Genomic DNA, 22,350 nt, shown 5'->3' with positions numbered 1-22,350 from the left:
CCTCGCGCCGTCCTGTCCGCGGCGCCTCCACGGACCTACTTCATCGGGAGTGCCGTGCTCCTGTTCGCCAGGGTCGCGGGGCTGAGGATCTGGAGCGCCGCACTCGTTCTCGGGCTGTGGCGGCACCCCTGGCGGACCTTCGCCCGGCTCGCTCCATCGGGAGCTCCGGCCTCTGCGGTGAAGGCCGCGCTCTTACAGGAAGGCAAGACGAAATGCGATACGTGAAGCTGGGCTCGTCGGGGTTGCGGGTCTCCCGGATCTGCCTGGGCATGATGACGTACGGCGATCCGCGTTCCCGGGAGTGGATGCTGCGCGAGGACGTGGCCGAGCCGATCGTGCGGCGCGCGGTCGAGGCCGGCGTGACGTTCTTCGACACCGCCGACATGTACTCCGACGGCGCGAGCGAGGAGATCACCGGGCGGCTGCTCGGCAAGCTCTTCGCCCGCCGCGACGACTACGTTCTCGCCACGAAGGTCTACTTCCCGACGGGGCCGGGCCCGAACGATCGGGGGCTGTCCCGCAAACACGTGCTGTCAGCCATCGACGCCTCGCTGACCAGGCTCGGGACCGACTATGTCGATCTGTACCAGATCCACCGCTGGGACGAGGAGACGCCGATCGAGGAGACCATGGAGGCCCTGCACGACGTGGTGCGGGCCGGCAAGGCGCGTTACATCGGGGCCTCCAGCATGTACGCCTGGCAGTTCGCCAAGGCGCAGCACACCGCTCAGACGGCCGGCTGGACCAAATTCGTGTCGATGCAGAACCACTACAACCTCGTGTACCGGGAGGAGGAGCGGGAAATGATCCCGCTCTGCCTGGACCAGGGAGTGGGCGCCATCCCGTGGAGCCCGCTCGCACGCGGGCTGCTCACCGGGAGCCGCCACCGCGACGGCCGCCGGCGCACGGTCCGATCCGGCAGCGACCCGCTGGCCGACAGCATGTACGAGGACGCGGACTTCGACGTCGTCGACGTGTTGCGCGCGGTCGCCGGCGAACGAGGACTGCCTCCGGCACAGCTTGCGCTCGCATGGCTGCTCGGGAGACCTGGTGTGAGCGCGCCGATCGTCGGGGCGAGCAAGGTGGGCCATCTGGACGACGCGATCGCTGCGGTGGAGGTGTCCCTGAGCGAGGAGGAGTCGGCCCGCCTGGAGGCCCCCTACCGTCCACATCGAATCATCGGGCACTCCTGAAAGCCGAACATGACAGCGAAACCGCTCGTCGACCAGGGAACTGTCATTTGGACCAATGTCTGATCAGCTTGACAGCGCGATCCGAGCGGGGTTCGAGGACGCGCTTGATCGCCGCCGTCACCTGCCCGGCCGGTCGGTCAGAGGCCTCCGTCGGGACGTCAGCCCGCACTGCGCCAGTAGGCGAGCTGATGGCTCGTGCTTTTGACCACACGCGGTGCGGATGCACTCTGCGGCCAGACCTGCAGCAGATAGCGGTCGACGACCACGTCCATCGAGCTGTTCACCTCCGCGCCCTCGTCCATGTTCACGGCGTGATAGCGCAGCCGATACCACCCCGGACCCGAGGGCAACTCCGGTAGGTCATGGACTCGTTCGCCTGCCCACTCGCACAGCCAGACGCGTCCGATCTCGGAGCGAAAACTGATCTCCACAATGTCCTCGTACCCGTCGATGTATGCTCCCGGGTCGTGGTCGGCCACCATCGCCGAGAAGCCGACGATGCCCGTGTGCAGACCCGTGACCAGGAGAGCTTTATCGTCCTTCACCCGTATGATCCCCACAGGGTGCTCCGGATGGTCATCGGGGAAGGCTTCCGGGGCCATCGTGCCGTAGTCGATGAGGTACGCCTGCCGGTAGCTGACGTGAAGATCGAACGACACGGTCCGCGTGGTGTTCATGACCGCCAAGCTTAAGATCACGAACTGACGTTTCCGGCGGCTCGTGCTCACCCATGGGGCGGCAGGTCAGGCATCGGGCGGTGCGGCTCGCCTGGTTCCCAGAGGGCGAGTGGTTTGAGCCCCGGCGACTCGACCATCGTCCACGGTGGGCATCCGTTCCGCACGGCCATCAAGACGTGAACGGCCCAGAACATGGGTGCCGCCGGTCCGCCGACGACGATCAGGTGAGGCCAAGCTCCGTGTTCACGCCCGGAAGTTGAGGGTTGGCCGAGTCCAGAGGGTGAGGTCGCTGCTGGTAGCGACCGCAAGGGTGAGGCCCGAGGGCGAGAATCCGGCAGCGCGGAAGGTGGAGTAGTTGGAGTGGAAGACGTGCCACCAGCGTTCTCCCGGTGGGTCCTTGTATATGTCGCCACCCGCGGAAAGCAGGACGCGATCGTTGGGCCATTCGGGGCTGACGACATCGAGGGCCCAGCCGTCCGGGGTGGTGCTGTGGAGGCCGCCACCGAAGAGGCCGGCAATGTGTACCCGGGTGCCTGTGATCGGCCCGAGGCCGGGGCAGGTGAGGTCCGGGGAGGCGTCGGGGGTGCTGGTGTCGGGGTCGGGATCACGGTCCCGGGCGATCTTCTCGCCGGTGACCGCGTCGAAGAGCCCGTGGCCGTCACTGGAGACGACCATGACCAGATCGCGTCGGCTCTCTGGATGGACGGCGAAGCCGATGCCCAACAGGCCGCCGATGGGCGTCCTGTTGTCCAGCACCGGTTGCCAGGGCGCCGGGGCCTGGAGGACGGGAGCAGCCAGGAGGTGCTGGCGCAACCGTTGCTGATAGTCCGAGATCAACACATCTCCCTATGAGGCCGCGATCCGCGATCAGGTACGAATCCGCCAATGAAACCTGGAGTCCAGAGAATCACGAGCTCAACCTCCCGCCAGTCGCTGGGGTTGCACCCACTCTCGATCGGTTCGCGAGTCATCAGGCGCGGTCGATGCGCGTTGCCATCTGAACGGCATGCTGCAGGAGGAACTCCTTGAGGTGCGCATAGTGCCGCTTTGCGGTCTCCCAGATCGGGCTGGACAGGACCAGGAGTGGGCGGGAGCTGTTCGCCGACATACGCACCCGTGACATGCGGGTCGTGCTCTGGCGATCTACGCCTACAGATACCCGTACGGACTATCAGGCGGGTTCGAGGTGATCGGCGAGGCGGCGGAGGGTGACCGCGAACCGGCCGCGGAGGCGCGGAAGAACAGGTCGGCGCGGGCGCTGAGGGATCATGCGTAGCCGTGCGGCCTCGGCTCGCTGCTCAGCCAGGTCCGCACGGACGAGCTCTTCATACATGTGATGCATGGAAGGCTCCTCAAGGTTCCTCGGGGAATGCGTGGTAGAAGAGGAAGATCGGGCGGGTGTCCGGCGGAGCGTCGCTCGATTCGACGCGCGATCTGGTCAGCTCGCGCCACGGCTGCAACACGGCATCGAGCTGGTCGGACAGCTGCGCCAGCTCATCCTTGGTGAGCCGTAGGTGGCGGCTGCTTCCGAAGCCCGCGTTCTGCCAGTCCTCAGGAAGCGTCATGTGGGTGCGTTCGTAGTCGCGCAGCCGCTCGAACTGGTCGATCACCCACTGTGAAGTCCACGCCCGCACCGCGGCTCTGGCTTCCGGGGCTTCGAAGTCCTTCACCACTGCCAACCCGCCCATGGCTGACCGCACCCAGCGTTCCCGGCTGTCGCGGGCGAGCTCCGGCACGTCCTCGATCAAGTCATGTTTCTGCAGCTGCCGCAGGTGATAGCTCACCTGGCCGGGGTCGGCATCCATCCGCCTGGCGAGCTCGCTCACCGTGACCGGGCCGATCCGGAACAGGAGGCTGAAGAGCTTCCATCGAAACCGGCTGGTCAAGACCTTGAGCACGTCCGGGTCATCGATCTGTCGCATGGCCACGACGGTAAGACCAGCAGGTGAGAATACTCAAGACGTCTACTGGATCTTGAAATCACGCGTCGGTGGACCAGCATTGCCACCGCCTTCAAGGACGCGAACCACTGCCCGGCACTCACCACCTGACCCGCGATCAGCGCAGGCCGGCGGCGCATCGCCACCTCCAACATCATCCGTTGCCTATCGGCGAGCTCGCTGCTCACACTGCCTCTCGTAGGCCCCCGTACCCAGCCAATCCGGCCTGGCATTGACGAATGAAATGAACAATCTTTAAATTCAGATATGGGTCGCATCGCGGGCGTCACGGCTGCCGAGACGCGGGAGCGGTTGTTGAAGGCGGCTGCCGAGGTGTTCGCCGCGCGTGGGTACGACGGCATGCGCGTGGCCGACATCGCCGCCGCCGCAGGGGTGAGCAACGGAGCGCTGTACGCGCACTTCGGCTCCAAGGCCGAGCTGCTCGTCGCCGCGCTGCGTGCCCACGGGAGGCGGATTCTGGCCGGCCTGTTCGCGGCCGACCCCGACCGGTCGGTCGCGGAGTTGCTCCTGGTGCTCGGGCCCCGGCTGCCGCGTCCCCGTGAGGCTGCCGGTTACCTCGTTGTCGAGGCGCTGGTCGCGGCCAGGCGTGACGAGGACGTGGCCCGCCCGATGCGCGACTACGTGGGGGAGCGGGCCGACTGGATCGCCGAGCTGGTACGCGCGGGTCAGGGCGACGGGGAGCTGGACCCCGGGCTGTCGCCGGACGCGCTGGCCCATTTCTGCCTGCTGCTGGCGATGGGCAGCGCGCTCATCACGCCGGACCTGCACGGCGTCGATCAAGCTGAGTGGTCGGCGCTGCTGACCCGCGTCGTGGCCGCCGTCGCCCCGCCCGACAAAGCCGTCGCTCCACCCGGCGGAGTCGTTGCCTCGCCAGAGGGAGTCGTTACTCCACCCGACAGTGCCGTCGTCCCACCCGACAGTGCCGTCGTCCCACCCGACAGTGCCGTCGTCCCACCCGACAGTGCCGTCGTCCCACCCGACAGTGCCGTCGTCCCGCCCGACAGAGGGGAGCTCCCGCAGTGAAAGTACAGATTGATCCTGGGCGCTGCCAGGGACACGGTCGTTGCTACGACCTGGCCCCGGGCCTGTTCGGTGAGGACGATGAGGGCTACGGGCAGGTCGTCGGCGACGGTGTCGTGCCGTCGGGTGAGGAGCCGGCGGCGCGCCGGGCGGCGGCCAACTGCCCGGAGCGAGCGATCGACCTCGTGGAGGAGGCGTGAGATGAGCGTTGACGACCGTTTCAGCCAGGACTTCCGGGAGACAGGGGACGACCAGCCCCTTGGCACGCGCAGCGAGATCGTCACCGGCCCGGTGGCCGACTGGGCGACGGACTTCTCCCACCTGGAGCCCGAGTGGGCCGCGGACCCGTACCCCATCCAGGACGAGCTGCGGCAGCGCTGCCCGATCGCGCACACCGACCGGTTCGGCGGCGGCTGGCTGCCGACGCGGCACGAGGACGTGGCCGCCATCGCGTACGACACCGAGCGCTTCTCCTCGCGCTCGATCATCATGAGCAACTTCCGGCCGCCCCGCGAGGTGGCTCCGATCGGCGGCTCGCCGCCGATCTCCTCCGACCCGCCGTTCCACCACGACGCGCGCAGGCTGCTGCTGCCGGCGTTCACCAAGACCGCCGTCGCCAGGCGGGAGGCGGCGACGCGGGCGTTCTGCCATTCGCTCATCGACGCGCTGGCCGGCCAGGACGTCGTTGACGCGGCCCGCGACTACGCCCAGCACATCCCGGTACGGGTCATCGCCGACATGCTCGGCTTCCCGCCCGAGGACGGGCCCAGGTTCCGCGAGTTCATCGAGAACGTGCTCGAAGGCGTGAACCGGCCGCCGGAGGAGCGTATGGCTCGGATGGAGCAGCTGTTCGACTACCTGCTCGTCCAGATCCGCGACCACGTGGACCGTCCGCGCGACGACCTTACGACCTACCTCGTCGACGCCGAGCTGTACGGGCAGAAGCTGCAGTCCTCGCACGTGGCCGGGACGATGGCGCTGCTGCTGATCGCCGGGATCGACACCACGTGGAGCGCGATCGGCGCCTCGCTGTGGCATCTGGCCAGGACGCCGCGGGACCGCGAGCGGCTGGTGGCCGAGCCCGGGCTGCTGCCGACCGCGATGGAGGAGCTCCTGCGGGCCTACGCGCCGGTCACCATGGCGCGGCTGGTCAAGGAGGACATGAGCTGGAACGGCGTCGACATGAAGGCCGACGACTGGGTGCTGCTGTCGTTCCCGGCGGCCAACCGCGACCCGCGGCAGTTCGACCGGGCCGGTGAGGTCGTCATCGACCGCGAGGTCAACCGGCACGCCGCCTTCGGCCTGGGCATCCACCGCTGCGTGGGCTCGCACCTGGCCCGCATGGAGCTGCGGGTCGCCCTGGAGGTGTGGCTGGAGCGCATCCCGGCCTTCAGCCTCGCCGACCCGGCGGCGGTCACCTGGGCCACGGGCCAGGTACGCGGCCCGCGTACGCTGCCACTCCGCATCGGCTGACCACGGGGTAGCGAGAGGGCGGACGGGCCCAGCGGCGTAGCAAGAGGGCGGACGGGCTGACGGTGGTGCCGGCGCCCGGGCTCGGCGGTACCGAGTCCGGGCGCCGGGCGGTTCACAGCGTCGTGGTGAACGTGTGGGTTCCGGCGCCCACCTCCTGCGGGATGGCCCCCGGCAGATCCACCTCGGCGACCGTCCCCGGAGGCACGGTCGCCGTGACCGTGAGCGTCTCGCCGTCCCGCTCCCACGCGACGGACGCGGGTCCGTACGGGGTGTCGAGGCGGGCCGAGGCGTGCGTGAGATCGCCCCCAGGCCGGGGAGCCACGCGCAGGCGGCGGTAGCCGGGGGCGGCAGGGGCGAGCCCGGCGACGGTGCGGTGCATCCAGTCGGCCACCGCGCCGAGCGCGTAGTGGTTGAACGAGGTCATCTCACCGGGGTTGACCGAACCGTCGGGCAGCATGCTGTCCCACCGCTCCCAGATGGTGGTGGCGCCCATCGTCACCGGGTACAGCCAGGACGGGCAGTTGCGCTGGAGCAGCAGCGTGTACGCCGTGTCGTACGCCCCGACCGAGCAGAGCGCGTCGCAGACGAGTGGCGTGCCGACGAACCCGGTGCCGATGCGGTGGTCGTCCTGGACGACCAGCTCGACCAGGCGCCGCCCGGCCCGCTCCCGCTGCTCGGACCCCTCCAGCAGGTCGAAGGTCAGGGCCAGGGCGTAGGCGGTCTGGGTGTCGCACGCCAGCCGCCCCGACGGCGTGACGAACTCCCGGCGGAACGCCGCACGCACCTCCCGCGCCAGGCCCGCGTAGTGCCCGGCGTCGGAGTCGTGCCCCAGCAGGGCCGCCGTCTCGGCCAGGACCGCGGCGGTGTGGGCGTGGTACGCGGTGGCGACGAGCGCGTGGTCGGTACGGGCCTTGCCGGGGTCGTCCGGCGGCGCGGCCGGGTCCAGCCAGTCGCCGAACTGGAACCCCTCGTCCCACAGGTGGTCCTCGCCGGAGAGTCCCGCGACCTGGTCCACCCACGCCTTCATGCTCTCGTACTGCCGGCCCAGCAGCCCGAGGTCCCCGAACCGCTGGTAGAGCGTCCACGGCACCAGCACCGCGGCGTCGCCCCACGCGGCGGTCGGCGACACGCCGAACAGCAGCGGCACCCACGGCACGTAATGCGGCACCGTGCCCTGCTCGACCTGCTCGACGGCCAGGTCGGCCAGCCAGGACGACAGGGGGCCCGCGCAGTCGTACAGGAAGGCGGCGGCCGGCGCGAAGACCTGGATGTCGCCGGTCCAGCCCAGGCGCTCGTCCCGCTGGGGGCAGTCGGTGGGCAGGTCGACGAAGTTGCCGCGCATGCTCCACCGGACGTTGTCGTGCAGGCGGTTCAGCAGCGGGTCGGAGCTGTCGAAGTCGCCGATGGGCCGCATGTCGGTGTGGCAGACCACGGCCACGACGTCGGAGGCCGGGTCCAGCTCGCCGGGCCAGCCGTCGATCTGGGCGTAGCGGAAGCCGTGCGTGGTGAAGCGCGGCTCCCACTCCTCGGGCCCGTCGTCGCCGCGCAGCGTGTACTGGTCGAGCGCCGCGGCGTCGCGCAGCGGGCGCAGGGCGAGGGCGCCGTTCTCCAGGACCTCGGCGTGGCGGAGGGTGACGGTGTGCCCGGCCGGGCCCTGGACGCGGATGCGCAGGCGGCCGGCGATGTTCTGGCCGAAGTCGAGGATCGTCTCCCCGTCCGGCCCGGCCAGCACCTCGACCGGCGCGAGCGTCTCCACGCGCCGGACCGGCGGGCCCGTCGGCGAGATGAGCAGGGCCGGGTCGTGACTCAGGGAGTCGGCGGGCAGCCAGGCCGCGTCGTCGAAGCCGGGGCTCGACCAGCCGGCGGGCAGCAGGCGGGCGTCGTACCGCTCGCCGTCGTACAGGCTGGTGGCGGTGACCGGCCCGGTCGCGCAGCGCCAGCTCCCGTCGGTGGCCACCACGTCGGTGGTGCCGTCGGTGTAGGCGATCTCCAGCTGGGCGATGAACGCGGTGCGGTCGCCGTACAGGTCCGTCTTGCCGCCGCGGAAGCCGATGCGGCCCCGGTACCAGCCGTCGGCGAGGGTGGCGCCGATGGCGTTGCCGCCCTCGGTCAGCAGGTCGGTGACGTCGTGCGTGCGGTAGCGCAGGCGGTGGCCGTAGCTGGTCCAGCCGGGGGCGAGGACGTCGTCGCCGACGATCTGGCCGTTGATCTCGGTCTCGTGGATGCCGTGGGCGGTGACGTACAGGCGGGCCCGCTCGACCGGGCCGCGGACGGTGAAGCCGCGGCGCAGCAGCAGCGCGGGGCCGTCGGGCAGGCCCAGCAGCTCCAGCGGCGGGGCGGCCGCGCCCGCCGTCCAGTCGGCCGGCTCCAGCAGCCCGGCCTCCGCCCACGACCAGGGGCTCCAGTCGCTGACCGAGCCGTCGCGGCCGTGCACGCGCACCCGGACGCCGCGCCGTTCGCGCGAGCTCAACGGCGCGCCAGGCCAGGACACGAGCACCGACTCCGCCGACTCGACGCGGCCGCCGGCCGTGCCGTCGCTGAGCTCGATCTCGTACGCGGCCTGCCGCCAGCCGGGGAGCTCGGTGGTGATGGTCCACGACAGGCGCGGCGCGCCTTCGCCGATGCCGAGGGGGTCGTGGTGGTGTTCGAAGACGGGCGCTTCGACATGCACGAGGGTCACGGGTCTCCTAGCCCTTGATTGCACCGGCGGTCATGCCGGCGACGATCTTGCGATTGAAGAAGATGAAGAGCAGCAACGGCGGGATCGTGATGAGCACGATGTCCATGAAGAGCAGGTTCCACTGGGTGTTGTACTGGCTCTGGAAGTTGTAGAGGGTGACCTGCACGGTGGCGTTGTCGTCGCCGGGGGTGAAGTACAGCGGGTTGACGAAGTCGTTGAAGACGGCCACCGAGCTGGTCAGGATCACGGTGATGGTGACCGGCCGCAGCAGCGGGAAGATCACCCGGAAGAAGAGCGAGAGGCCGGTGCAGCCGTCGATCTGGGCGGCCTCGTCCAGTTCGCGCGGGATGGCCGCGATGAACGCCCGGAACAGCAACACCGCGTACGAGAGCCCGAACGCGACCTCCACCAGGATCAGCCCCGGCAGGGTCTTGAACAGGCCGAGGGCCTGCAGCAGCCAGATGGTGGGCACGATCGCGGGCGGGATGATCAGCCCGGACAGCACCAGGAAGTTGGCCACCGAGCCGAGCCTGCCCGAGCGGCGCTGCAGCACGAACGCGGCCATGGAGGCGAACACGACGATCAGCGCGACCGACGCGACAGTCAGGACGGTGCTGTTGACGTAGGCGCGCAGCAGCACGTAGTCGCGGGCCTCGATCACGTCCACGAAGTTCTGCACGATCGGCCAGTTGACCGGCCAGGCGAAGTCCAGGTCGGTGGCCTGCGTCTGGTCCTTGACCGCGGTCAGCAGCATGAGCGCGAACGGGACGAGGAAGATGACCCCGGCCAGCACCAGCGCGATCGCCTCCGCGCCGAGCCTTCTCAGTGCGGTCATGCGGCCACCTGCCTCTTGCCGAGGAAGTAGTTGAGCGGGACGACGATGATGCTGACGACGATGAACAGCAGCACGTTGCCGGCGGTGGACAGGCCGAAGAAGCCGGCCTGGTACTGCTTGTAGATGATCGAGGCGATGGTGTCGCTGGTGAAGCCGGGTCCGCCCCGGGTCATCGTCCAGATGAGGTCGAAGGAGCGCAGGCCCCCGATGAACGACAGGATGATGACGGAGTACGTGGCCGGCCAGCTCAGGGGCAGGGTGACGTGGCGGAAGCGGTGCCAGGCCCCGCCGCCGTCCACGGCCACGGCCTGGTAGTAGTCGCGGGGGATGGACAGGATGCCGGCGATGTAGATGACGGTGGCGATGCCGACGCCTTTCCACACGTCGACCAGGGCGACCGACAGCAGGGCGGTGTTGGCGTCGCCGAGCCAGTCGGGGCCGTCGATGCCGACCAGGGCCAGGGCCTTGTTGACCAGGCCGGTGTCGGGCCGCAGCAGCGCGCTGAAGGTGATGCCGACCGCGACCGTGGAGACCAGGACGGGGAAGAACACCACCGAGCGCAGGAATCCGCGCAGCCGCAGCCTGCTGGTGAGCAGCACGCCGAGGAGCAGGCCGAGGACGACCTTGAGGCCGCTGGTGAGGACGGCGTAGAAGAGCGTGTTGGCGAAGCCGATGCGCAGGTTCTGCTCGGAAAGGAAGTCGCGGAAGTTGTCCAGGCCGACGAACGTGCTGTCGAACAGGGTCCAGCGGGTCAGGGCGAAGTAGAAGGCCATGACCGTCGGCACCAGGAAGATGACCAGGTAGACAACGGCGGCCGGCAGGTACAGCGCGTACGGGTAGGCCGATTTGCGCTTCGCCGGGCCGGTGGGCGGCCGCGTGGGTGCCACGCCGGGCCCCGTCCGGGACCCGGCGTCCTGCCTTGTCACCACCCCGCGAGCCCCAACTGCTTGGCCTGCTTCTCGACGTCCTTGTCGTACTGGGCGGCCCCCTCGGCGGCCGGGGTCAGCCCGGAGCCGACGGCGACGGTGATCTGCTCCAGCGACGGGCCCTTGACCGGGGACAGGAACTCCAGCGCGGGCGCGGTGGCGCTCCTGTCGATGTACGCCTGCAGGTCCTTGGCCACCTGCACGGCGTCGTCCGGCAGCTTGGCGCCCTGGATGCGGTACGGCCCCGCGGGCTGGACGACCTTGCTGACCGCCTCGGTCGCGGCCGGCGAGGCGACGAAGGCCAGGAACTTCTTGGCCGCATCAAGGTTCTTGGTCGTCTTGGGGATGTAGACGGCGGCGGGTTCCCAGATGGTGGCGCCGTCCTTGGCCGCGTCGGTGCCGGGGATGCCGAAGAAGCCGATGTCGGTGGCCGCCTGCGGCATCGAGGCCACCAGCGGCGGCACCTGGGCGCTGAGCATCGGGTAGTGCGCGCCCTTGCCCTCGACGAGCAGCTTCATGCCCTGGTCGGCGGTGGCCGAGCCGTAGCCCTCGTTGAGGTAGCCCTTGGCCTTCACGTCGGCCAGGTGCTGGAACCCGGCCATGGCCGCCGGGGTGGTGGCGAACTTGGCCTTGCCGGCGGTGTAGTCGGCGGCGAAGCTCGGGACCGCGGCCTGGACGTTGTAGAAGTCGCCGAGCACGAACAGCTGCGAGGTCCAGGAGTCCTTGAACGTCGAGATCACCGGCGCGATCCCGGCCGCCTTGATCTTCTCGTTGTTGGCCATGAACTCGTCCCAGGTCTTGGGGACCTGCAGGCCGAGCTTCTCGTAGACCTTGCGGTTGTAGAGGATGCCGCCGCCCATGGCGGTGCCGGCGGGCACGCCGAACACGTGGTCGCCCTGGGACACGACAGGGAGGAAGTCCTTCTGGACGTTCTGCATCACCGGGTCGCCGGTCAGGTCGACCAGGGTCTGCGACGGGTTGAGCGCCTGGAGCAGCGACCCGGAGTTGTACCAGAACACATCCGACATGTCGCCCGTCGAGAGTCTGGTCTTGACGATGTTGTCGCCCTCGCTGCCGGGCGGCCGCGTCTCGGTCTCGATCTTGATCTTGGGATTGGCCTGCATGAACGCGTCCGTCATGGCCTTGGCCGTGTCGACCGTAGCCTGGCCGTTGTCCACGAGGAACTTCAGGGTGACCGTGCCGTCGGCCGCCGGCTCGGAGCCCGAGCCGGAGCCCGAGCCGCAGGAGGTCAAAGCCGTCATCGTGAGAACGGCCAGAGCCGCTCCCAGCATGCGGTGAGAGGTCTTCACAACGCCCCTCCGGGTCCGTTGAATCGTTTTAACGCCCCCCGATGCGAGTTAACGTAAGCGTTACAGCGCGAGGCGTCAAGGCACGATTTGAGGAACGGTCCCCAATCGTGATCCACGTGGGACGGGCTGACTCGGGGTTGTCCGATCTTTTGAATGGGTAACGTTATTCATCGCGGTACCGGCCTGGAGCTCGTACAATCGGGTCGCGTCGAGTCGAACGGGGTGCGTCACATGGTCACGCGCGACGGGCGGCGACGGGTGACGATCACCGATGTGGCCAGCCACGCCCGGGTCTCCACCACCGCCGTGTCGAAGGTGCTGCGCAACGCGTACGGGGTCAGCGAGGCGATGCGCGTCAAAGTGCAGGCCGCCATCGACGAGCTCGGCTACCGCCCGCAGGCCGCGGCCCGGGCGATGCGGGGGCGCACGTTCACGTTCGGCGTGGTGCTGCCGCACATCAGAAACCCGTTCTTCGCCGACATCCTCGACGGCCTCGACGAGCAGATCGCGGGCGCCGGCTACCAGGCCATCATCGTCCAGGGCAGCGGCAGGGACGCCGAGGCCGAGGTTCGCGCGATCGACGCCCTGGTCGATCGGCAGGTCGACGGCATCCTCGTCGTCGCGCCCGTCATCGCCAGGGTCCGGCTGGAGGAGATGGCCAGGAACACGCCTACGGTCGTGCTCGGCCGCCACGACCGTTCGGCGGTCTACGACTCCGTGTTAGACGACGACGAGGCGGGGGCCGAGCTCGCCGTCGAGCATCTCGTCGCGCTCGGGCATCGCAGGATCGCGCACATCACGCAGAAGGACGTCGGGCCCGTCCGCTCGGTGGCGCTGCTGCACACGATCAGGGCCAGGACGTACGAGCGGGTGATGGCCGAGCATGGCCTGACCGAGCACGTCGCCCTCGCCGCCACCTCCTACACCGAGGAGGGCGGCCATCAGGGCGCGTGCGAACTGCTGGCCCGCTCGCCCCGGCCCACCGCGATCTTCGCGGGCGCCGACCAGGCCGCGTTCGGCGCGCTCGCGGCCGTCCACGAGGCCGGGCTCGCCGTACCCGGCGACGTCTCCGTGGTCGGTTACGACAACGCCCGGGCGGCGAGCTTGTCGCACATCTCGCTGACCAGCGTGGACCAGGACGGGGCCATCATGGGCAAGACGGCGGGCCGGCTGCTGCTGGAGCGCATCGAGGGCCGCACGACCGCGGTGCGCTTCTCCGTCACCCCGACCTTGGTCACCCGCCGCTCCACCGCCCCGCCCCCGGCCTGACGCCTGGGCCGCGCCTGGCCCCCGGCCTCCGCCTGACCCCCGGACCGCGCCCGACCCCCGGCCTCCGCCTGGCGTGCGGGTCGTGCCCGCTCGGAAGGGCCAGGGAGGGCGGTCGTCAGAAGGAGTACGGGCCGAAGCGGCCCCAGGCCACCACGGCGGCCAGCAGGAGGAGCACCGCGTTGGCGATGATCATCTGGTACTCCTTGCGCCGGGCGTGCGTGATCGCCGCCCCGGCCATGACCACGACCAGACCGGCGGCGGCCAGCGGCGTCAGCACCGGGACGATGCCCAGCGCCGCGGGCAGGATGAGCCCGATGGCGGCCAGCAGCTCCAGCGCGCCGATGCCCTTGACGGCGCCGGCGGAGAAGTCCTCCGTCCAGCCCATGCCGGACGCGGCCAGCTTCTCCTTCGGCTGAGACAGCTTCATCACGCCGGCTCCGAGGAAGAGCAGGGCGAGAAGGCCGGCGATGATCCACAAAGCGACGTTCATCGGGATTCCGATCGATTGCGAGATGACTTAAAGCTTCAACCGGAATGTACGCAGCTACGACTTGAAGCGTCAAGCGTGAGGCGGAGCGCGATCACTTGATGCGTCAAGTTAGAGTGGGTGGCATGGAGGACCCTCAGGAGCCGCGCTGGCTTGCCGCCGAGGAGATGGAGAGCTGGCTGAGCCTGGTCAGCGTGCTGATCAGGTTGCCGGCCGCGCTGGACGGGCAGCTGCAGCGCGACGCCGGGATCAGCCACTTCGAGTACCAGGTGATGGCGGGGCTGTCGATGACGCCCGACCGGGCCATGCGCATGAGCGACCTGGCGATGATCTCGGAGGGGTCGCTGTCCCGCCTGTCCCACGTCGTCAACCGGCTGGAGAAGCGCGGCTGGGTGCGCCGCACGCCCGACCCGGCCGACGGCCGCTACACCCTGGCCGTCCTCACCGAGGAGGGCTGGGAGAAGGTCGTCGAGACCGCTCCCGGGCACGTCGAGGCCGTACGCGGCTTTGTCTTCGACCCTCTCACCAAGGCGCAGATCCGGCAGCTCCGCGACATCGGTCAGCGCATCACCCGCGCCATCGACCCCGGCGACACGTGCCTGGACCGGCACCCGGCCACCACGCGCCCAGAGCCCGACCCCAACCCCGGCCCTGGCCGTGACCCCGACCCCGACCCCGGCCGTGACCTCGACCTCGACCCCACCCCCGGCCGTGACCCCGACTCTGTCCGCAACGGTGCCCCCGACCCGGCCCTCGATCAGGAGCCTTCATGACCTCCATCCTCAACCCGGACGTCCCCGCCGGCGCGTACGACGCGTTCCTGCCCGGCGCGCTGCCCCTGGCCCGCGCCCAGCGCCCGTGGACGCCCGCCGACGGCCCGCTCCCCGCCCTGTACGTCAGCCACGGCGCGCCCCCGCTCTTCGACGACGGCCCCTGGATCGCCGAGCTGTTCGCCTGGGCCCAGTCGCTGCCCAAGCCCAAGAGCATCCTCATCGTCTCCGCCCACTGGGAGGCCGCGCCCCTGGCCCTGTCCGCGCCCGCCGCCGGCACCCCGCTGGTGTACGACTTCGGCGGCTTCCACCCGCGCTACTACACGATGAAGTACGACACCCCCGACGCGAGCGCGCTCGCCCGGCGGGTGGCCGCGATGATGCCCGACGGCGAGCCGGTCCACCGGCACCCCAGCCGCGGCCTCGACCACGGGGCCTGGGTGCCGCTGATGGCCATGTACCCGCTGGGCGACCTCCCGGTGCTGCAGCTCAGCATCCCGACCCACGACCCCGACCGGCTGCTGGAGCTCGGGGCGCGGCTGGCCCCGCTGCGGGAGGAGGGCGTGCTGGTGATCGGGTCGGGGTTCATGACGCACGGGCTGCCCTTCGTCACCCCGGAGATGCTCCACCGGGGCGCCGTCCCCGCCTGGTCCTCAGACTTCGACGCGTGGGCCGCCGATGCCCTGGCCAGGGGTGACGTGGGGGAGCTGGCGGCGTTCCGGACCCGCGCCCCCGGCATGCCGTACGCCCACCCGACCGTCGACCACTACATCCCCCTGTTCATCACGCTGGGGGCGAGCGGACGGGCGGACCGGCCGGTGACGACCGTCATCGACGGCTACATGATCGGCTTCTCGAAGCGGTCTTTCCAGACGGCGGCGTAGCGCTCAGGCCGCTCCCCAGATCGGCCGGTCGGGGTCGGCGGGCGGGAGCTTCGACAGGATGACGGCCACCATGTTCCAGTCGGTCACCTGGATGTTGCCCATCATGAAGCGCAGGCGTTTCGCGATCTCCGCGTGGGCGTCCACGAGCACGTCGCAGCCCTCCATGATCTGACCGGTGACCGCCTCGTACCCGGAGCCGCCGCCCTCGCCCTTGTAGAAGGTCGTGCCGATCCTGTCGTCGCCCCAGAAGTTCCCGATCGCCTCCAGGTCCTTCGCCGCCTCGCCGATGAACGTGGCGAGGTTGCCCCCTTCGAGGTCGAACGCGTCCGCCGCCGAGCGGATCACGTCCTTGTGGATCTCCACGTCGTCCTCCGATCAGCCCGCGGGCTTGTGCGCCATGGTGAAGTACAGCAGCATCCGGCCGAGGGTCTCCTTCCAGGTGGGGATGAGGTCGGTGCCCTCCTGCCCGTTCATGAGGTCGTACGAGGGGCCGTAGCCGATCGACCCGCCGGCCATCCGGCTCAGGAAATACTGCAGGTCGGCGTTGCCGGTCACGCTCTTGGCCAGTGGCATGGCGGCGTCGAACACGCCGTAGAAGGCGACCGAGGCGGCGAACTCCTTCAGCGCCTGCGTCGCGTTCTCCTCGAAGGAGCCGGGGTCCTCGCCCCGCAGCGCCTTGACGCCGGCCACCACGCTCACGTCCCCGACGGCGAAGAAGGTGCTGCCGATCGTGTACTCCGTCAGCTTGGCCAGCACGATCCTGGCGATGCTGTGCTCCAGCAGCTTGGACAGCACGCCGGCCTGGGCCCGCCGCATGAGGAACTGGGTGATCTGGTACGCCGTCCCCGCCTGCCAGGGAAAGGTGGTGATGAAGATGAAGCTGGCGAAGTTGGCCAGGGCGAGCGTCCAGTACGCGTCCCTGGCCTTCTCGATCACCTCGGCGTACTGCAGGCAGGCCGCGCTGTTCTGCCGGCAGCGCCGGGCGAGCTCGGTGGCGAACCCCAGCTTCGGGGGGTCCGGGTACAGCCCCGAGGTGACGGCCGACTTGAATTCCTCCACCCCGCCGCCGCTGTTCTTGCGCCACACCGACTCGGCCGCCGGGTACGTCTTGTCCGGGCTCTGCTCGATGCGCTCGGCCAGCCGGGTCCAGACCTCGGCGGCCCTGCGGGCCTTGGCCGGGTCGCCCTCGGGGTAGTCGACGGCCAGCATCTTGAACACGAAGCCCGCGATGCCGAGCGCGCCGAAGCCGTAGATGCTCGCGCGGCCGGGACTGATCCTCAACGCCGCCGGGCCCCGTCGTCCTCGTCGCCCAGCACGGTGCCGGTGACGAACGGGGCCACCAGGGAGGTCGACGCCTCCTCGGCGTTCCGGGCGGCCTTCGCGGCGGCCTCGAGGATCGCCGCGGTCAGCTCGCCGGAGCCGAGCCGCATGGCCCGCGGGTCGATGGTGAGCCCGGAGAGCGCTCCGGTCTGCGTCACCTCGACCACCACCCGCCCCTCCGCCGCCTCGCCCCGGCCCTTGACCGCGGCCATCTGGGCGCTGAGCTGCTCCAGTGCCGCCACGTCCCGCTGGAAGCGGTCCATCAGCCGCCCCAGCTCCGGGTCCCCGGCGACGCCGAACGGATCGGCCGGTGATGTCATCCCGCCTCCTGCATTCGTCGCGTGATCTTCAGACTACGCTTAACAGGCAGGAAATGTGGGTTATTTCGGATTTGGTAGATGGTCCTCTGAGGTTAATAGCCGAACGGGGAGTCCGCAGGCAATCCCCGATACGTACGGCAAGAATCCAGAAAGTTTCGGTCAGCGTGACGGCGGCGCGGTGCTGGCTCGGACGATCAGCTCGGTGCCCAGCTCGACCCGGGTCTGCGGCAGCGGCTCGCCCTGCACGAGCTTCATGAGCATGGTGGTCGCCGCGGCGGCCATCTCGGTGAGCGGCTGGCGGACCGTGGTCAGCGGCGGGACGGCCCACTCCGCCGAGGGCAGGTCGTCGAAGCCGACCACGCTCAGCTCCTCGGGGATGCGCAGGCCCAGCTCATAGGCGGCGCGATAGACGCCGACGGCCTGCCCGTCGTTGCAGGCGAAGATCGCGGTCGGCGGGTCGGGCAGGCGCAGCAGCCGGTGGGCCTGGGCCAGCCCGCCCTCGATGACGAAGTCGCCCGAGCCGATCAGGGCGGGGTCGACGGGCACCCCGGCCAGGTCGAGCGCGGTGCGGTAGCCGTCGAGCCGGGCCCTGCTGGACAGGGCCCAGTCGGGGCCGGTGATGACGGCGATGCGGCGGTGGCCGAGGTCGATCAGGTGGCGGGTGGCCGACAGCCCGCCGCTCCAGTTGCCCGCGCCGACCGACGGTACGCCGGGCCTCGGGTCGCCCGACGGGTCGAGCAGGACGATGGGGATGTCACGGGTGACGAGCTGGTCGCGCTGCTCCTCGGTCAGGCCGGAGAACACCGCGATCACGCCCGCCGGGCGGCGGCTCAGCACGCCCTCGATCCAGCCGTGCCCGGGGCCGGAGCGCTGCTGCATGTCGGAGATCACCACAGCCAGCTGGTGCTCGCGGGCGACCTGGTCGACCCCCTTGATCATCTCGATCGGATAGTCGCCGCCCAGCGCGTGGAACACCACCTCCACCAGGGCGGACGCGGTCACGCGCCGGCGCTGGCGGCGATAGCCGTGGCGGCGGATGAGGCTCTCGACGAGGGCGCGGGTCTCGGGGGCGACCTCGGAGCGGCCGTTGACCACCTTGGAGACGGTCGCGGTGGACACGCCGGCCAGCTCGGCGAGCTGCGTGATGGTCAGCGGCTGGGACGGCTCCTCGGTGGCGGTCATGGCCGCAGTCTAACGGGAGAGTTTCGGCAATTGGGTCCGATTGTTTCGGCGATCTTACGAGGAGGTTCTTGACGGGTTTCTGGAATCAGACCTAGAGTCCGGGCTTAACGATCGGAGATTCGACCGAAACTTTCCGGCGCGCTTGCGAACCCTCTCATTCGAAGGAGCGCTGCATGAACCGACCTCCCACCGAACACGGCCTGTCGGCGGCGCTCGCCGGCGCGCTCGCGACCCCGGCAGGCGCGACTCCCGCAGGCGCGGACACCACGCTCGGACGGCTCGCCGCCGCCAAGGGCCGCCACTTCGGCTCGGCCACCGACAACCCCGTCGAACTGGCCAGGTCACACGGCCAGTCCGTCCGCGGCCACACCCTCGTCTGGCACAACCAGCTCCCCGGCTGGGTGGACGACGTGCCGTACGACGAGGACTTCCGCCAGAAGCCCGCCTACTTCGCCATAGCCACTGCGCTCCGCTCCTGAGCGCCGGACCCCCATCGAAAGAGATCGTCGTGAAGTTCCGCAACGTAACACCGGTCGTGCTCGCCGCGGCCATCGCCCTGTCCACGGCCGCCTGCGGAGGCGGAGGCGGCGGCACCCCGTCGCAGCCGTCCGGTGACGGCGGCAAGTCGTTCGAGTTCTGGTCGTTCTCCGGGATCAACCAGAAGGCCTCCGTCGACGACTACCTGAAGCAGAACTCGGGCGTGCAGATCAAGCTCACCGAGGTGGGCAGCTCCGTGGAGACGGCGCAGGCGCTCACCACGGCGCTGGCCGGCGGGAAGGTGCCCGACCTCGTCCTCATCCAGGGCGACGACCTGCCCAAGTTCGTTCAGCAGCCCCAGAACTTCTACGACCTGCGCCAGCTCGGCGCCGACAAGATCAAGGGCGACTACCTCGACTGGGTGATGAGCGCGAGCACCGCCAAGGGTGGCGAGATCATCGGCATCCCGACGGACGTGGGCGGCATGGCCGTCGCCTACCGGGCGGACCTGTTCAAGGAGGCCGGGCTGCCGACCGACCGCGAGGAGGTGAGCAAGCTCTGGCCCACCTGGGACGCCTTCATCGAGACCGGCAAGAAGTACACCGCCAAGACCGGCAAGGCGTTCGTGGACAACGCGGCCACCAGCGTCTTCTACCAGGCGGTCAACCAGGGGCCGCAGAAGTACTACGACCCCTCGGGCAACGTCGTCTACAGCACCAGCCCGCAGGTCAAGGCGGGCTTCGATCTGGCGATCAAGGCCGCGCAGGCCGGGATCACGGCCAAGCAGAGCTCGTTCTCCGAGGGCTGGAGCGCGGGCATGGGCAAGGGCCAGTTCGCGGTGATCTCCGCGCCGTCGTGGATGCTGGGCGCGATCCGCAGGAACGCCCCCGACACCAAGGGCAAGTGGGACGTCGCCACCATCCCCGGCGGGGCGGGCAACTGGGGCGGCAGCTACCTGGCCATCCCCAAGGGCGCCAAGAATGCCAAGGCCGCCTGGGAGTACATCACCAAGACCCAGTCGCCGCAGGGCCAGCTGACGCACTTCGTCGACTCCGGCTCGCTGCCCACGACCCCGTCGGTCTACAAGGACGCCCAGCTCACCGGGCTGAAGGACGAGTTCTTCTCCGGCGCGCCGATCGGGACCATCTACACGGACTCGCTGCTCGGGCTCAAGCCGTTCTACATCGGCCCGGACAGCTCGGCCATCGGACAGGAGCTGCAGAACGCGATCACGAACGTCGAGCAGGGCAAGGGCGACCCCGCCAAGGCCTGGGACTCGGCGCTGGCCAACGTCAAGACGGCCATCGGCAAGTAGGACCAGAGTGACGACGAGCCTCAGCACGCCGCGGGCGGTGGAGACGCCGCCCGCGCTCACGACCCGGGTGCGGCAGAGCATCGGGGAGCGCATCGCCCCGTACATCTACATCGCCCCGTTCTTCCTGATCTTCGCGGTCTTCGGCCTGGTTCCGCTGCTGTTCACGTTCTACGTGGCGCTGTTCGACTGGAACCCCATCGGCGATCACGTCTTCATCGGCTTCGACAACTTCACCCGCCTGCTCGCCGACGCCCGGTTCTGGAACGCCCTCAGGAACACGATCAGCATCTGGGTGCTGTCCACCGTCCCGCAACTGGTGCTGGCGCTGCTCCTGGCGCACCTGCTCAACCACGCGCGGCTGCGGCTGGCGGTGTTCTTCCGGATGTCGATGCTGGTGCCGTACATCACCTCGGTCGCGGCCACCACGATCGTCTTCGCCCAGATGTTCGACCGCGACTACGGCCTGCTCAACTGGCTGCTCGGGTTCGCCGGCGTGGAGCCGATCGACTTCAAGCAGTCGGTCTGGGGCAGCCACCTGCTGATCGCCGTGATGGTGACCTGGCGCTGGTTCGGCTACACGACCCTGCTCTACCTGGCCTCCCTGCAGGCGATCCCGCGCGCCATCTACGAGGCGGCCGCGGTGGACGGCGCGGGCGGGTGGAAGCAGTTCCGCCACATCTCGATCCCGTCGCTTCGGCCGGTCATCGTGTTCACGGTCGTGACCTCGACGATCGGCGGCCTGCAGATCTTCACCGAGCCGCTGCTGATCTCGCGGGCCGCGCCGCTGACGTGCGGCCCCGTCCGGCAGTGCCAGACGCTGACGCTCTTCCTGTACGAGCAGGGCTTCGGCCAGTTCCAGTTCGGCTACGGCGCGGCCATCGGCGTGGCCCTGTTCGTCCTGGTCATCGTCGCCGCGACGGTCAACTATCTCCTGTCCACCCGCATCCGCCCGGAGCGATGATGAGCGCCAAGAGCAATCGGGTCCCCTGGTGGACCTACCTCCTGCTGGGGCTGGCCGCGTTCGCCTGCGTCTTCCCGCTGTACTGGATGTTCGTGGTGGCCACGACCGACACGGCGACCGCCACCCAGCTGCCGCCGGAGATCGCGCCGGGCGGGAACTTCTTCCACCTGGCCGAGCTGGTGTTCACGACCGTGCCGTTCGTACGCTCGATCGTCAACAGCCTGATCGTGGCCGGGACGATCGGCGTCGGGCACGCGGTGCTCTGCTCCCTGGCCGGGTTCGCCTTCGCCAAGCTGCGCTTCCCGGGCCGCAACGCGCTCTTCCTGATCGTCGTGCTCACCATGACCGTGCCCACGCAGCTCGCGGTCATCCCGCAGTACATGATCATCTCTGCCCTGGACTGGGTGGACACGTTGCAGGCGCTCATCGTGCCCGGCCTGGCCAGCGCGTTCGGCATCTTCTGGATGCGCCAGCACCTGTCGTCGACGATCAGCGACGAGATCCTGCAGGCCGCCCGCATCGACGGGGCGAACACCTGGCAGATCTTCTGGCGCATCGCGTTCCCGCTGGTGCGGCCGGCCGCGTTCGTGCTCGGGCTGCTCGGCTTCGTCACCTCGTGGAACGACTTCCTGTGGCCGTTCATCGTGCTGAAGTCGCCCGAGATGTACACCGCGCAGATCGCCATCAAGGCGCTGCAGAACAGCCTCGACGTCGACCTCGGCCTGGCCATGTCGGGCTCTTTCCTGGCCACCCTGCCGCTGCTGGTGCTGTTCGTGTTCGTCGGCAGGCGGATGGTGGCCGGGATCATGGACGGCGCCTTCAAGGGCTGATCACTCACTCTAAGGAAGTCATGACATTCGTGAATGAGCCGTGGCGTGACCGCGGCCGCCCGTTCGCCGAACGCGTCGAGGCACTGCTGGCCGAGATGACGCTGGAGGAGAAGGTCGCGCAGCTCGGCTCCGTGTGGGTCCAGACCGACGACCCCGGGAACGTCGCGCCCCTGCAGGACCGTTTCGCGGCGGTGGACGGGGTGGAGGAGCGGCTGCGCGGCGGGGTCGGGCATCTCACCCGCGTGTACGGCACCGCGCCGCTGTCGGCGGCCGAGGGCGCGGCCCGGCTGCGGAGGCTGCAGGAGCTCGTGGTGGCCTCGAACCGGCTCGGCGTTCCGGCCATCGCCCATGAGGAGTGTTTGACCGGGTTCGCGACGTTCGGGGCGACGGCGTACCCGACGCCGCTGGCCTGGGCGGCGACGTTCGATCCCGGTCTCGTCGAGCGCATGGCCGCGGCGAT

General features: G+C 69.5%; 24 protein-coding genes. 12 read left to right on the top strand and 12 right to left on the bottom strand.

Going from position 1 to position 22,350, the window contains the following annotated elements; translation table 11 throughout:
• Positions 1–212: 212 nt before the first annotated feature.
• Positions 213–1,193, top strand: a complete 981-nt coding sequence (locus ABZS69_RS58070; protein WP_355390613.1) for an aldo/keto reductase — start codon at positions 213–215, stop codon at positions 1,191–1,193.
• A 158-nt stretch (positions 1,194–1,351) separates the two neighbouring features.
• Here ABZS69_RS58070 and ABZS69_RS58065 read toward each other — a convergent pair whose 3' ends face one another.
• The 3 genes from ABZS69_RS58065 to ABZS69_RS58055 all read right to left on the bottom strand — a co-directional run bounded on the left by ABZS69_RS58065 (position 1,352) and on the right by ABZS69_RS58055 (position 3,792).
• Positions 1,352–1,870, bottom strand: coding sequence for a hypothetical protein (locus tag ABZS69_RS58065; RefSeq protein ID WP_355390610.1), 519 nt, complete (start codon positions 1,868–1,870; stop codon positions 1,352–1,354).
• A gap of 243 nt (positions 1,871–2,113) precedes the next feature.
• Positions 2,114–2,710, bottom strand: a complete 597-nt coding sequence (locus ABZS69_RS58060; protein ID WP_355390607.1) for a hypothetical protein — start codon at positions 2,708–2,710, stop codon at positions 2,114–2,116.
• A gap of 512 nt (positions 2,711–3,222) precedes the next feature.
• Positions 3,223–3,792 carry a helix-turn-helix domain-containing protein gene (locus ABZS69_RS58055; protein ID WP_355390604.1) on the bottom strand — a complete coding sequence of 190 codons (570 nt, stop codon included), beginning with the start codon at positions 3,790–3,792 and terminating at the stop codon, positions 3,223–3,225.
• Between the two features lie 285 nt (positions 3,793–4,077).
• On the opposite strand from ABZS69_RS58055, the gene ABZS69_RS58050 reads away from it, so the two are divergent.
• Genes ABZS69_RS58050 through ABZS69_RS58040 form a run of 3 tightly spaced genes read left to right on the top strand, consistent with a single transcriptional unit; the run spans position 4,078 to position 6,324 of the window.
• Positions 4,078–4,854, top strand: a complete 777-nt coding sequence (locus tag ABZS69_RS58050; RefSeq protein WP_355390601.1) for a TetR family transcriptional regulator — start codon at positions 4,078–4,080, stop codon at positions 4,852–4,854.
• A complete protein-coding gene (locus ABZS69_RS58045; protein ID WP_355390598.1) occupies positions 4,851–5,051 on the top strand; it encodes a ferredoxin in 201 nt (66 codons plus the stop codon). The genes ABZS69_RS58050 and ABZS69_RS58045 overlap by 4 nt, the downstream gene beginning before the upstream one ends.
• Before the next feature lies 1 nt (position 5,052).
• Entirely contained in the window at positions 5,053–6,324 is a 1,272-nt protein-coding gene (locus ABZS69_RS58040; protein WP_355390595.1) for a cytochrome P450, read from the top strand.
• A gap of 112 nt (positions 6,325–6,436) precedes the next feature.
• Here ABZS69_RS58040 and ABZS69_RS58035 read toward each other — a convergent pair whose 3' ends face one another.
• From ABZS69_RS58035 to ABZS69_RS58020, 4 genes are read right to left on the bottom strand one after another with little or no spacing between them, the layout of a single operon-like run.
• Positions 6,437–9,004 (bottom strand): family 78 glycoside hydrolase catalytic domain, encoded by a 2,568-nt coding sequence (locus ABZS69_RS58035; protein ID WP_355390592.1) that lies wholly within the window; start codon positions 9,002–9,004, stop codon positions 6,437–6,439.
• A 7-nt stretch (positions 9,005–9,011) separates the two neighbouring features.
• Positions 9,012–9,839: a carbohydrate ABC transporter permease gene (locus ABZS69_RS58030; protein WP_355390589.1), complete on the bottom strand. Its 828-nt coding sequence runs from the start codon at positions 9,837–9,839 to the stop codon at positions 9,012–9,014.
• Positions 9,836–10,726, bottom strand: coding sequence for a sugar ABC transporter permease (locus tag ABZS69_RS58025; RefSeq protein ID WP_355390586.1), 891 nt, complete (start codon positions 10,724–10,726; stop codon positions 9,836–9,838). The genes ABZS69_RS58030 and ABZS69_RS58025 overlap by 4 nt, the downstream gene beginning before the upstream one ends.
• A gap of 35 nt (positions 10,727–10,761) precedes the next feature.
• Positions 10,762–12,075: an extracellular solute-binding protein gene (locus ABZS69_RS58020; RefSeq protein ID WP_355390583.1), complete on the bottom strand. Its 1,314-nt coding sequence runs from the start codon at positions 12,073–12,075 to the stop codon at positions 10,762–10,764.
• Positions 12,076–12,306: 231 nt separating this feature from the next.
• Between ABZS69_RS58020 and ABZS69_RS58015 the strand changes: the two genes are divergently transcribed.
• Positions 12,307–13,344, top strand: coding sequence for a LacI family DNA-binding transcriptional regulator (locus tag ABZS69_RS58015; RefSeq protein WP_355390580.1), 1,038 nt, complete (start codon positions 12,307–12,309; stop codon positions 13,342–13,344).
• A 115-nt stretch (positions 13,345–13,459) separates the two neighbouring features.
• Here ABZS69_RS58015 and ABZS69_RS58010 read toward each other — a convergent pair whose 3' ends face one another.
• On the bottom strand, positions 13,460–13,834 hold the full coding sequence (locus ABZS69_RS58010) for a DoxX family protein (RefSeq protein WP_355390577.1): 375 nt from the start codon (positions 13,832–13,834) through the stop codon (positions 13,460–13,462).
• Between the two features lie 122 nt (positions 13,835–13,956).
• Here ABZS69_RS58010 and ABZS69_RS58005 point away from each other — a divergent pair, with 122 nt between their 5' ends.
• Both ABZS69_RS58005 and ABZS69_RS58000 read left to right on the top strand, forming a co-directional pair.
• Positions 13,957–14,604 carry a MarR family transcriptional regulator gene (locus tag ABZS69_RS58005; RefSeq protein ID WP_355390574.1) on the top strand — a complete coding sequence of 216 codons (648 nt, stop codon included), beginning with the start codon at positions 13,957–13,959 and terminating at the stop codon, positions 14,602–14,604.
• Positions 14,601–15,485 carry a class III extradiol ring-cleavage dioxygenase gene (locus tag ABZS69_RS58000; protein WP_355390572.1) on the top strand — a complete coding sequence of 295 codons (885 nt, stop codon included), beginning with the start codon at positions 14,601–14,603 and terminating at the stop codon, positions 15,483–15,485. The genes ABZS69_RS58005 and ABZS69_RS58000 overlap by 4 nt, the downstream gene beginning before the upstream one ends.
• A 3-nt stretch (positions 15,486–15,488) precedes the next feature.
• Here ABZS69_RS58000 and ABZS69_RS57995 read toward each other — a convergent pair whose 3' ends face one another.
• From ABZS69_RS57995 to ABZS69_RS57980, 4 genes are all read right to left on the bottom strand, one after another.
• Positions 15,489–15,848, bottom strand: a complete 360-nt coding sequence (locus ABZS69_RS57995) for a hypothetical protein (protein ID WP_355390569.1) — start codon at positions 15,846–15,848, stop codon at positions 15,489–15,491.
• 12 nt (positions 15,849–15,860) lie between these two features.
• Positions 15,861–16,766 (bottom strand): hypothetical protein, encoded by a 906-nt coding sequence (locus ABZS69_RS57990; protein WP_355390567.1) that lies wholly within the window; start codon positions 16,764–16,766, stop codon positions 15,861–15,863.
• Positions 16,763–17,125, bottom strand: coding sequence for a YbaB/EbfC family nucleoid-associated protein (locus tag ABZS69_RS57985; protein WP_355390564.1), 363 nt, complete (start codon positions 17,123–17,125; stop codon positions 16,763–16,765). The genes ABZS69_RS57990 and ABZS69_RS57985 overlap by 4 nt, the downstream gene beginning before the upstream one ends.
• Before the next feature lie 159 nt (positions 17,126–17,284).
• The gene (locus ABZS69_RS57980; protein WP_355390561.1) at positions 17,285–18,307 is read right to left on the bottom strand and encodes a LacI family DNA-binding transcriptional regulator; all 1,023 of its coding nucleotides are present in this window, start codon (positions 18,305–18,307) and stop codon (positions 17,285–17,287) included.
• Positions 18,308–18,480: 173 nt separating this feature from the next.
• Between ABZS69_RS57980 and ABZS69_RS57975 the strand changes: the two genes are divergently transcribed.
• From ABZS69_RS57975 to ABZS69_RS57955, 5 genes are all read left to right on the top strand, one after another.
• The gene (locus ABZS69_RS57975) at positions 18,481–18,786 is read left to right on the top strand and encodes an endo-1,4-beta-xylanase (protein ID WP_355390558.1); all 306 of its coding nucleotides are present in this window, start codon (positions 18,481–18,483) and stop codon (positions 18,784–18,786) included.
• 29 nt (positions 18,787–18,815) lie between these two features.
• Positions 18,816–20,099, top strand: a complete 1,284-nt coding sequence (locus tag ABZS69_RS57970; protein WP_355390555.1) for an extracellular solute-binding protein — start codon at positions 18,816–18,818, stop codon at positions 20,097–20,099.
• Positions 20,100–20,106: 7 nt separating this feature from the next.
• The gene (locus ABZS69_RS57965; protein ID WP_355390552.1) at positions 20,107–21,060 is read left to right on the top strand and encodes a sugar ABC transporter permease; all 954 of its coding nucleotides are present in this window, start codon (positions 20,107–20,109) and stop codon (positions 21,058–21,060) included.
• A complete protein-coding gene (locus tag ABZS69_RS57960) occupies positions 21,057–21,890 on the top strand; it encodes a carbohydrate ABC transporter permease (protein WP_355390549.1) in 834 nt (277 codons plus the stop codon). The genes ABZS69_RS57965 and ABZS69_RS57960 overlap by 4 nt, the downstream gene beginning before the upstream one ends.
• A gap of 20 nt (positions 21,891–21,910) precedes the next feature.
• Positions 21,911–22,350, top strand: a 440-nt coding sequence (locus ABZS69_RS57955) for a glycoside hydrolase family 3 N-terminal domain-containing protein (RefSeq protein WP_355390547.1), incomplete at its 3' end; no start/stop codon positions are given.

It is taken from the genome of Nonomuraea sp. NPDC005650 (assembly GCF_040605375.1).
In the GTDB taxonomy this organism is placed as follows: Bacteria; Actinomycetota; Actinomycetes; order Streptosporangiales; family Streptosporangiaceae; genus Nonomuraea.
This window is presented reverse-complemented; position numbering and strand designations above follow the sequence as displayed.

Coding starts and splice junctions, on each gene's coding strand:
- ABZS69_RS58065 (WP_355390610.1), bottom strand. CDS start 1,870: ATGAACACCACGCGGACCGTGTCGTTCGATCTTCACGTCAGCTACCGG.
- ABZS69_RS57980 (WP_355390561.1), bottom strand. CDS start 18,307: ATGACCGCCACCGAGGAGCCGTCCCAGCCGCTGACCATCACGCAGCTC.
- ABZS69_RS58010 (WP_355390577.1), bottom strand. CDS start 13,834: ATGAACGTCGCTTTGTGGATCATCGCCGGCCTTCTCGCCCTGCTCTTC.
- ABZS69_RS58015 (WP_355390580.1), top strand. CDS start 12,307: ATGGTCACGCGCGACGGGCGGCGACGGGTGACGATCACCGATGTGGCC.
- ABZS69_RS58055 (WP_355390604.1), bottom strand. CDS start 3,792: ATGCGACAGATCGATGACCCGGACGTGCTCAAGGTCTTGACCAGCCGG.
- ABZS69_RS57975 (WP_355390558.1), top strand. CDS start 18,481: ATGAACCGACCTCCCACCGAACACGGCCTGTCGGCGGCGCTCGCCGGC.
- ABZS69_RS57960 (WP_355390549.1), top strand. CDS start 21,057: ATGATGAGCGCCAAGAGCAATCGGGTCCCCTGGTGGACCTACCTCCTG.
- ABZS69_RS58005 (WP_355390574.1), top strand. CDS start 13,957: ATGGAGGACCCTCAGGAGCCGCGCTGGCTTGCCGCCGAGGAGATGGAG.
- ABZS69_RS58040 (WP_355390595.1), top strand. CDS start 5,053: ATGAGCGTTGACGACCGTTTCAGCCAGGACTTCCGGGAGACAGGGGAC.
- ABZS69_RS58070 (WP_355390613.1), top strand. CDS start 213: ATGCGATACGTGAAGCTGGGCTCGTCGGGGTTGCGGGTCTCCCGGATC.
- ABZS69_RS57985 (WP_355390564.1), bottom strand. CDS start 17,125: ATGACATCACCGGCCGATCCGTTCGGCGTCGCCGGGGACCCGGAGCTG.
- ABZS69_RS58030 (WP_355390589.1), bottom strand. CDS start 9,839: ATGACCGCACTGAGAAGGCTCGGCGCGGAGGCGATCGCGCTGGTGCTG.
- ABZS69_RS58050 (WP_355390601.1), top strand. CDS start 4,078: ATGGGTCGCATCGCGGGCGTCACGGCTGCCGAGACGCGGGAGCGGTTG.
- ABZS69_RS58000 (WP_355390572.1), top strand. CDS start 14,601: ATGACCTCCATCCTCAACCCGGACGTCCCCGCCGGCGCGTACGACGCG.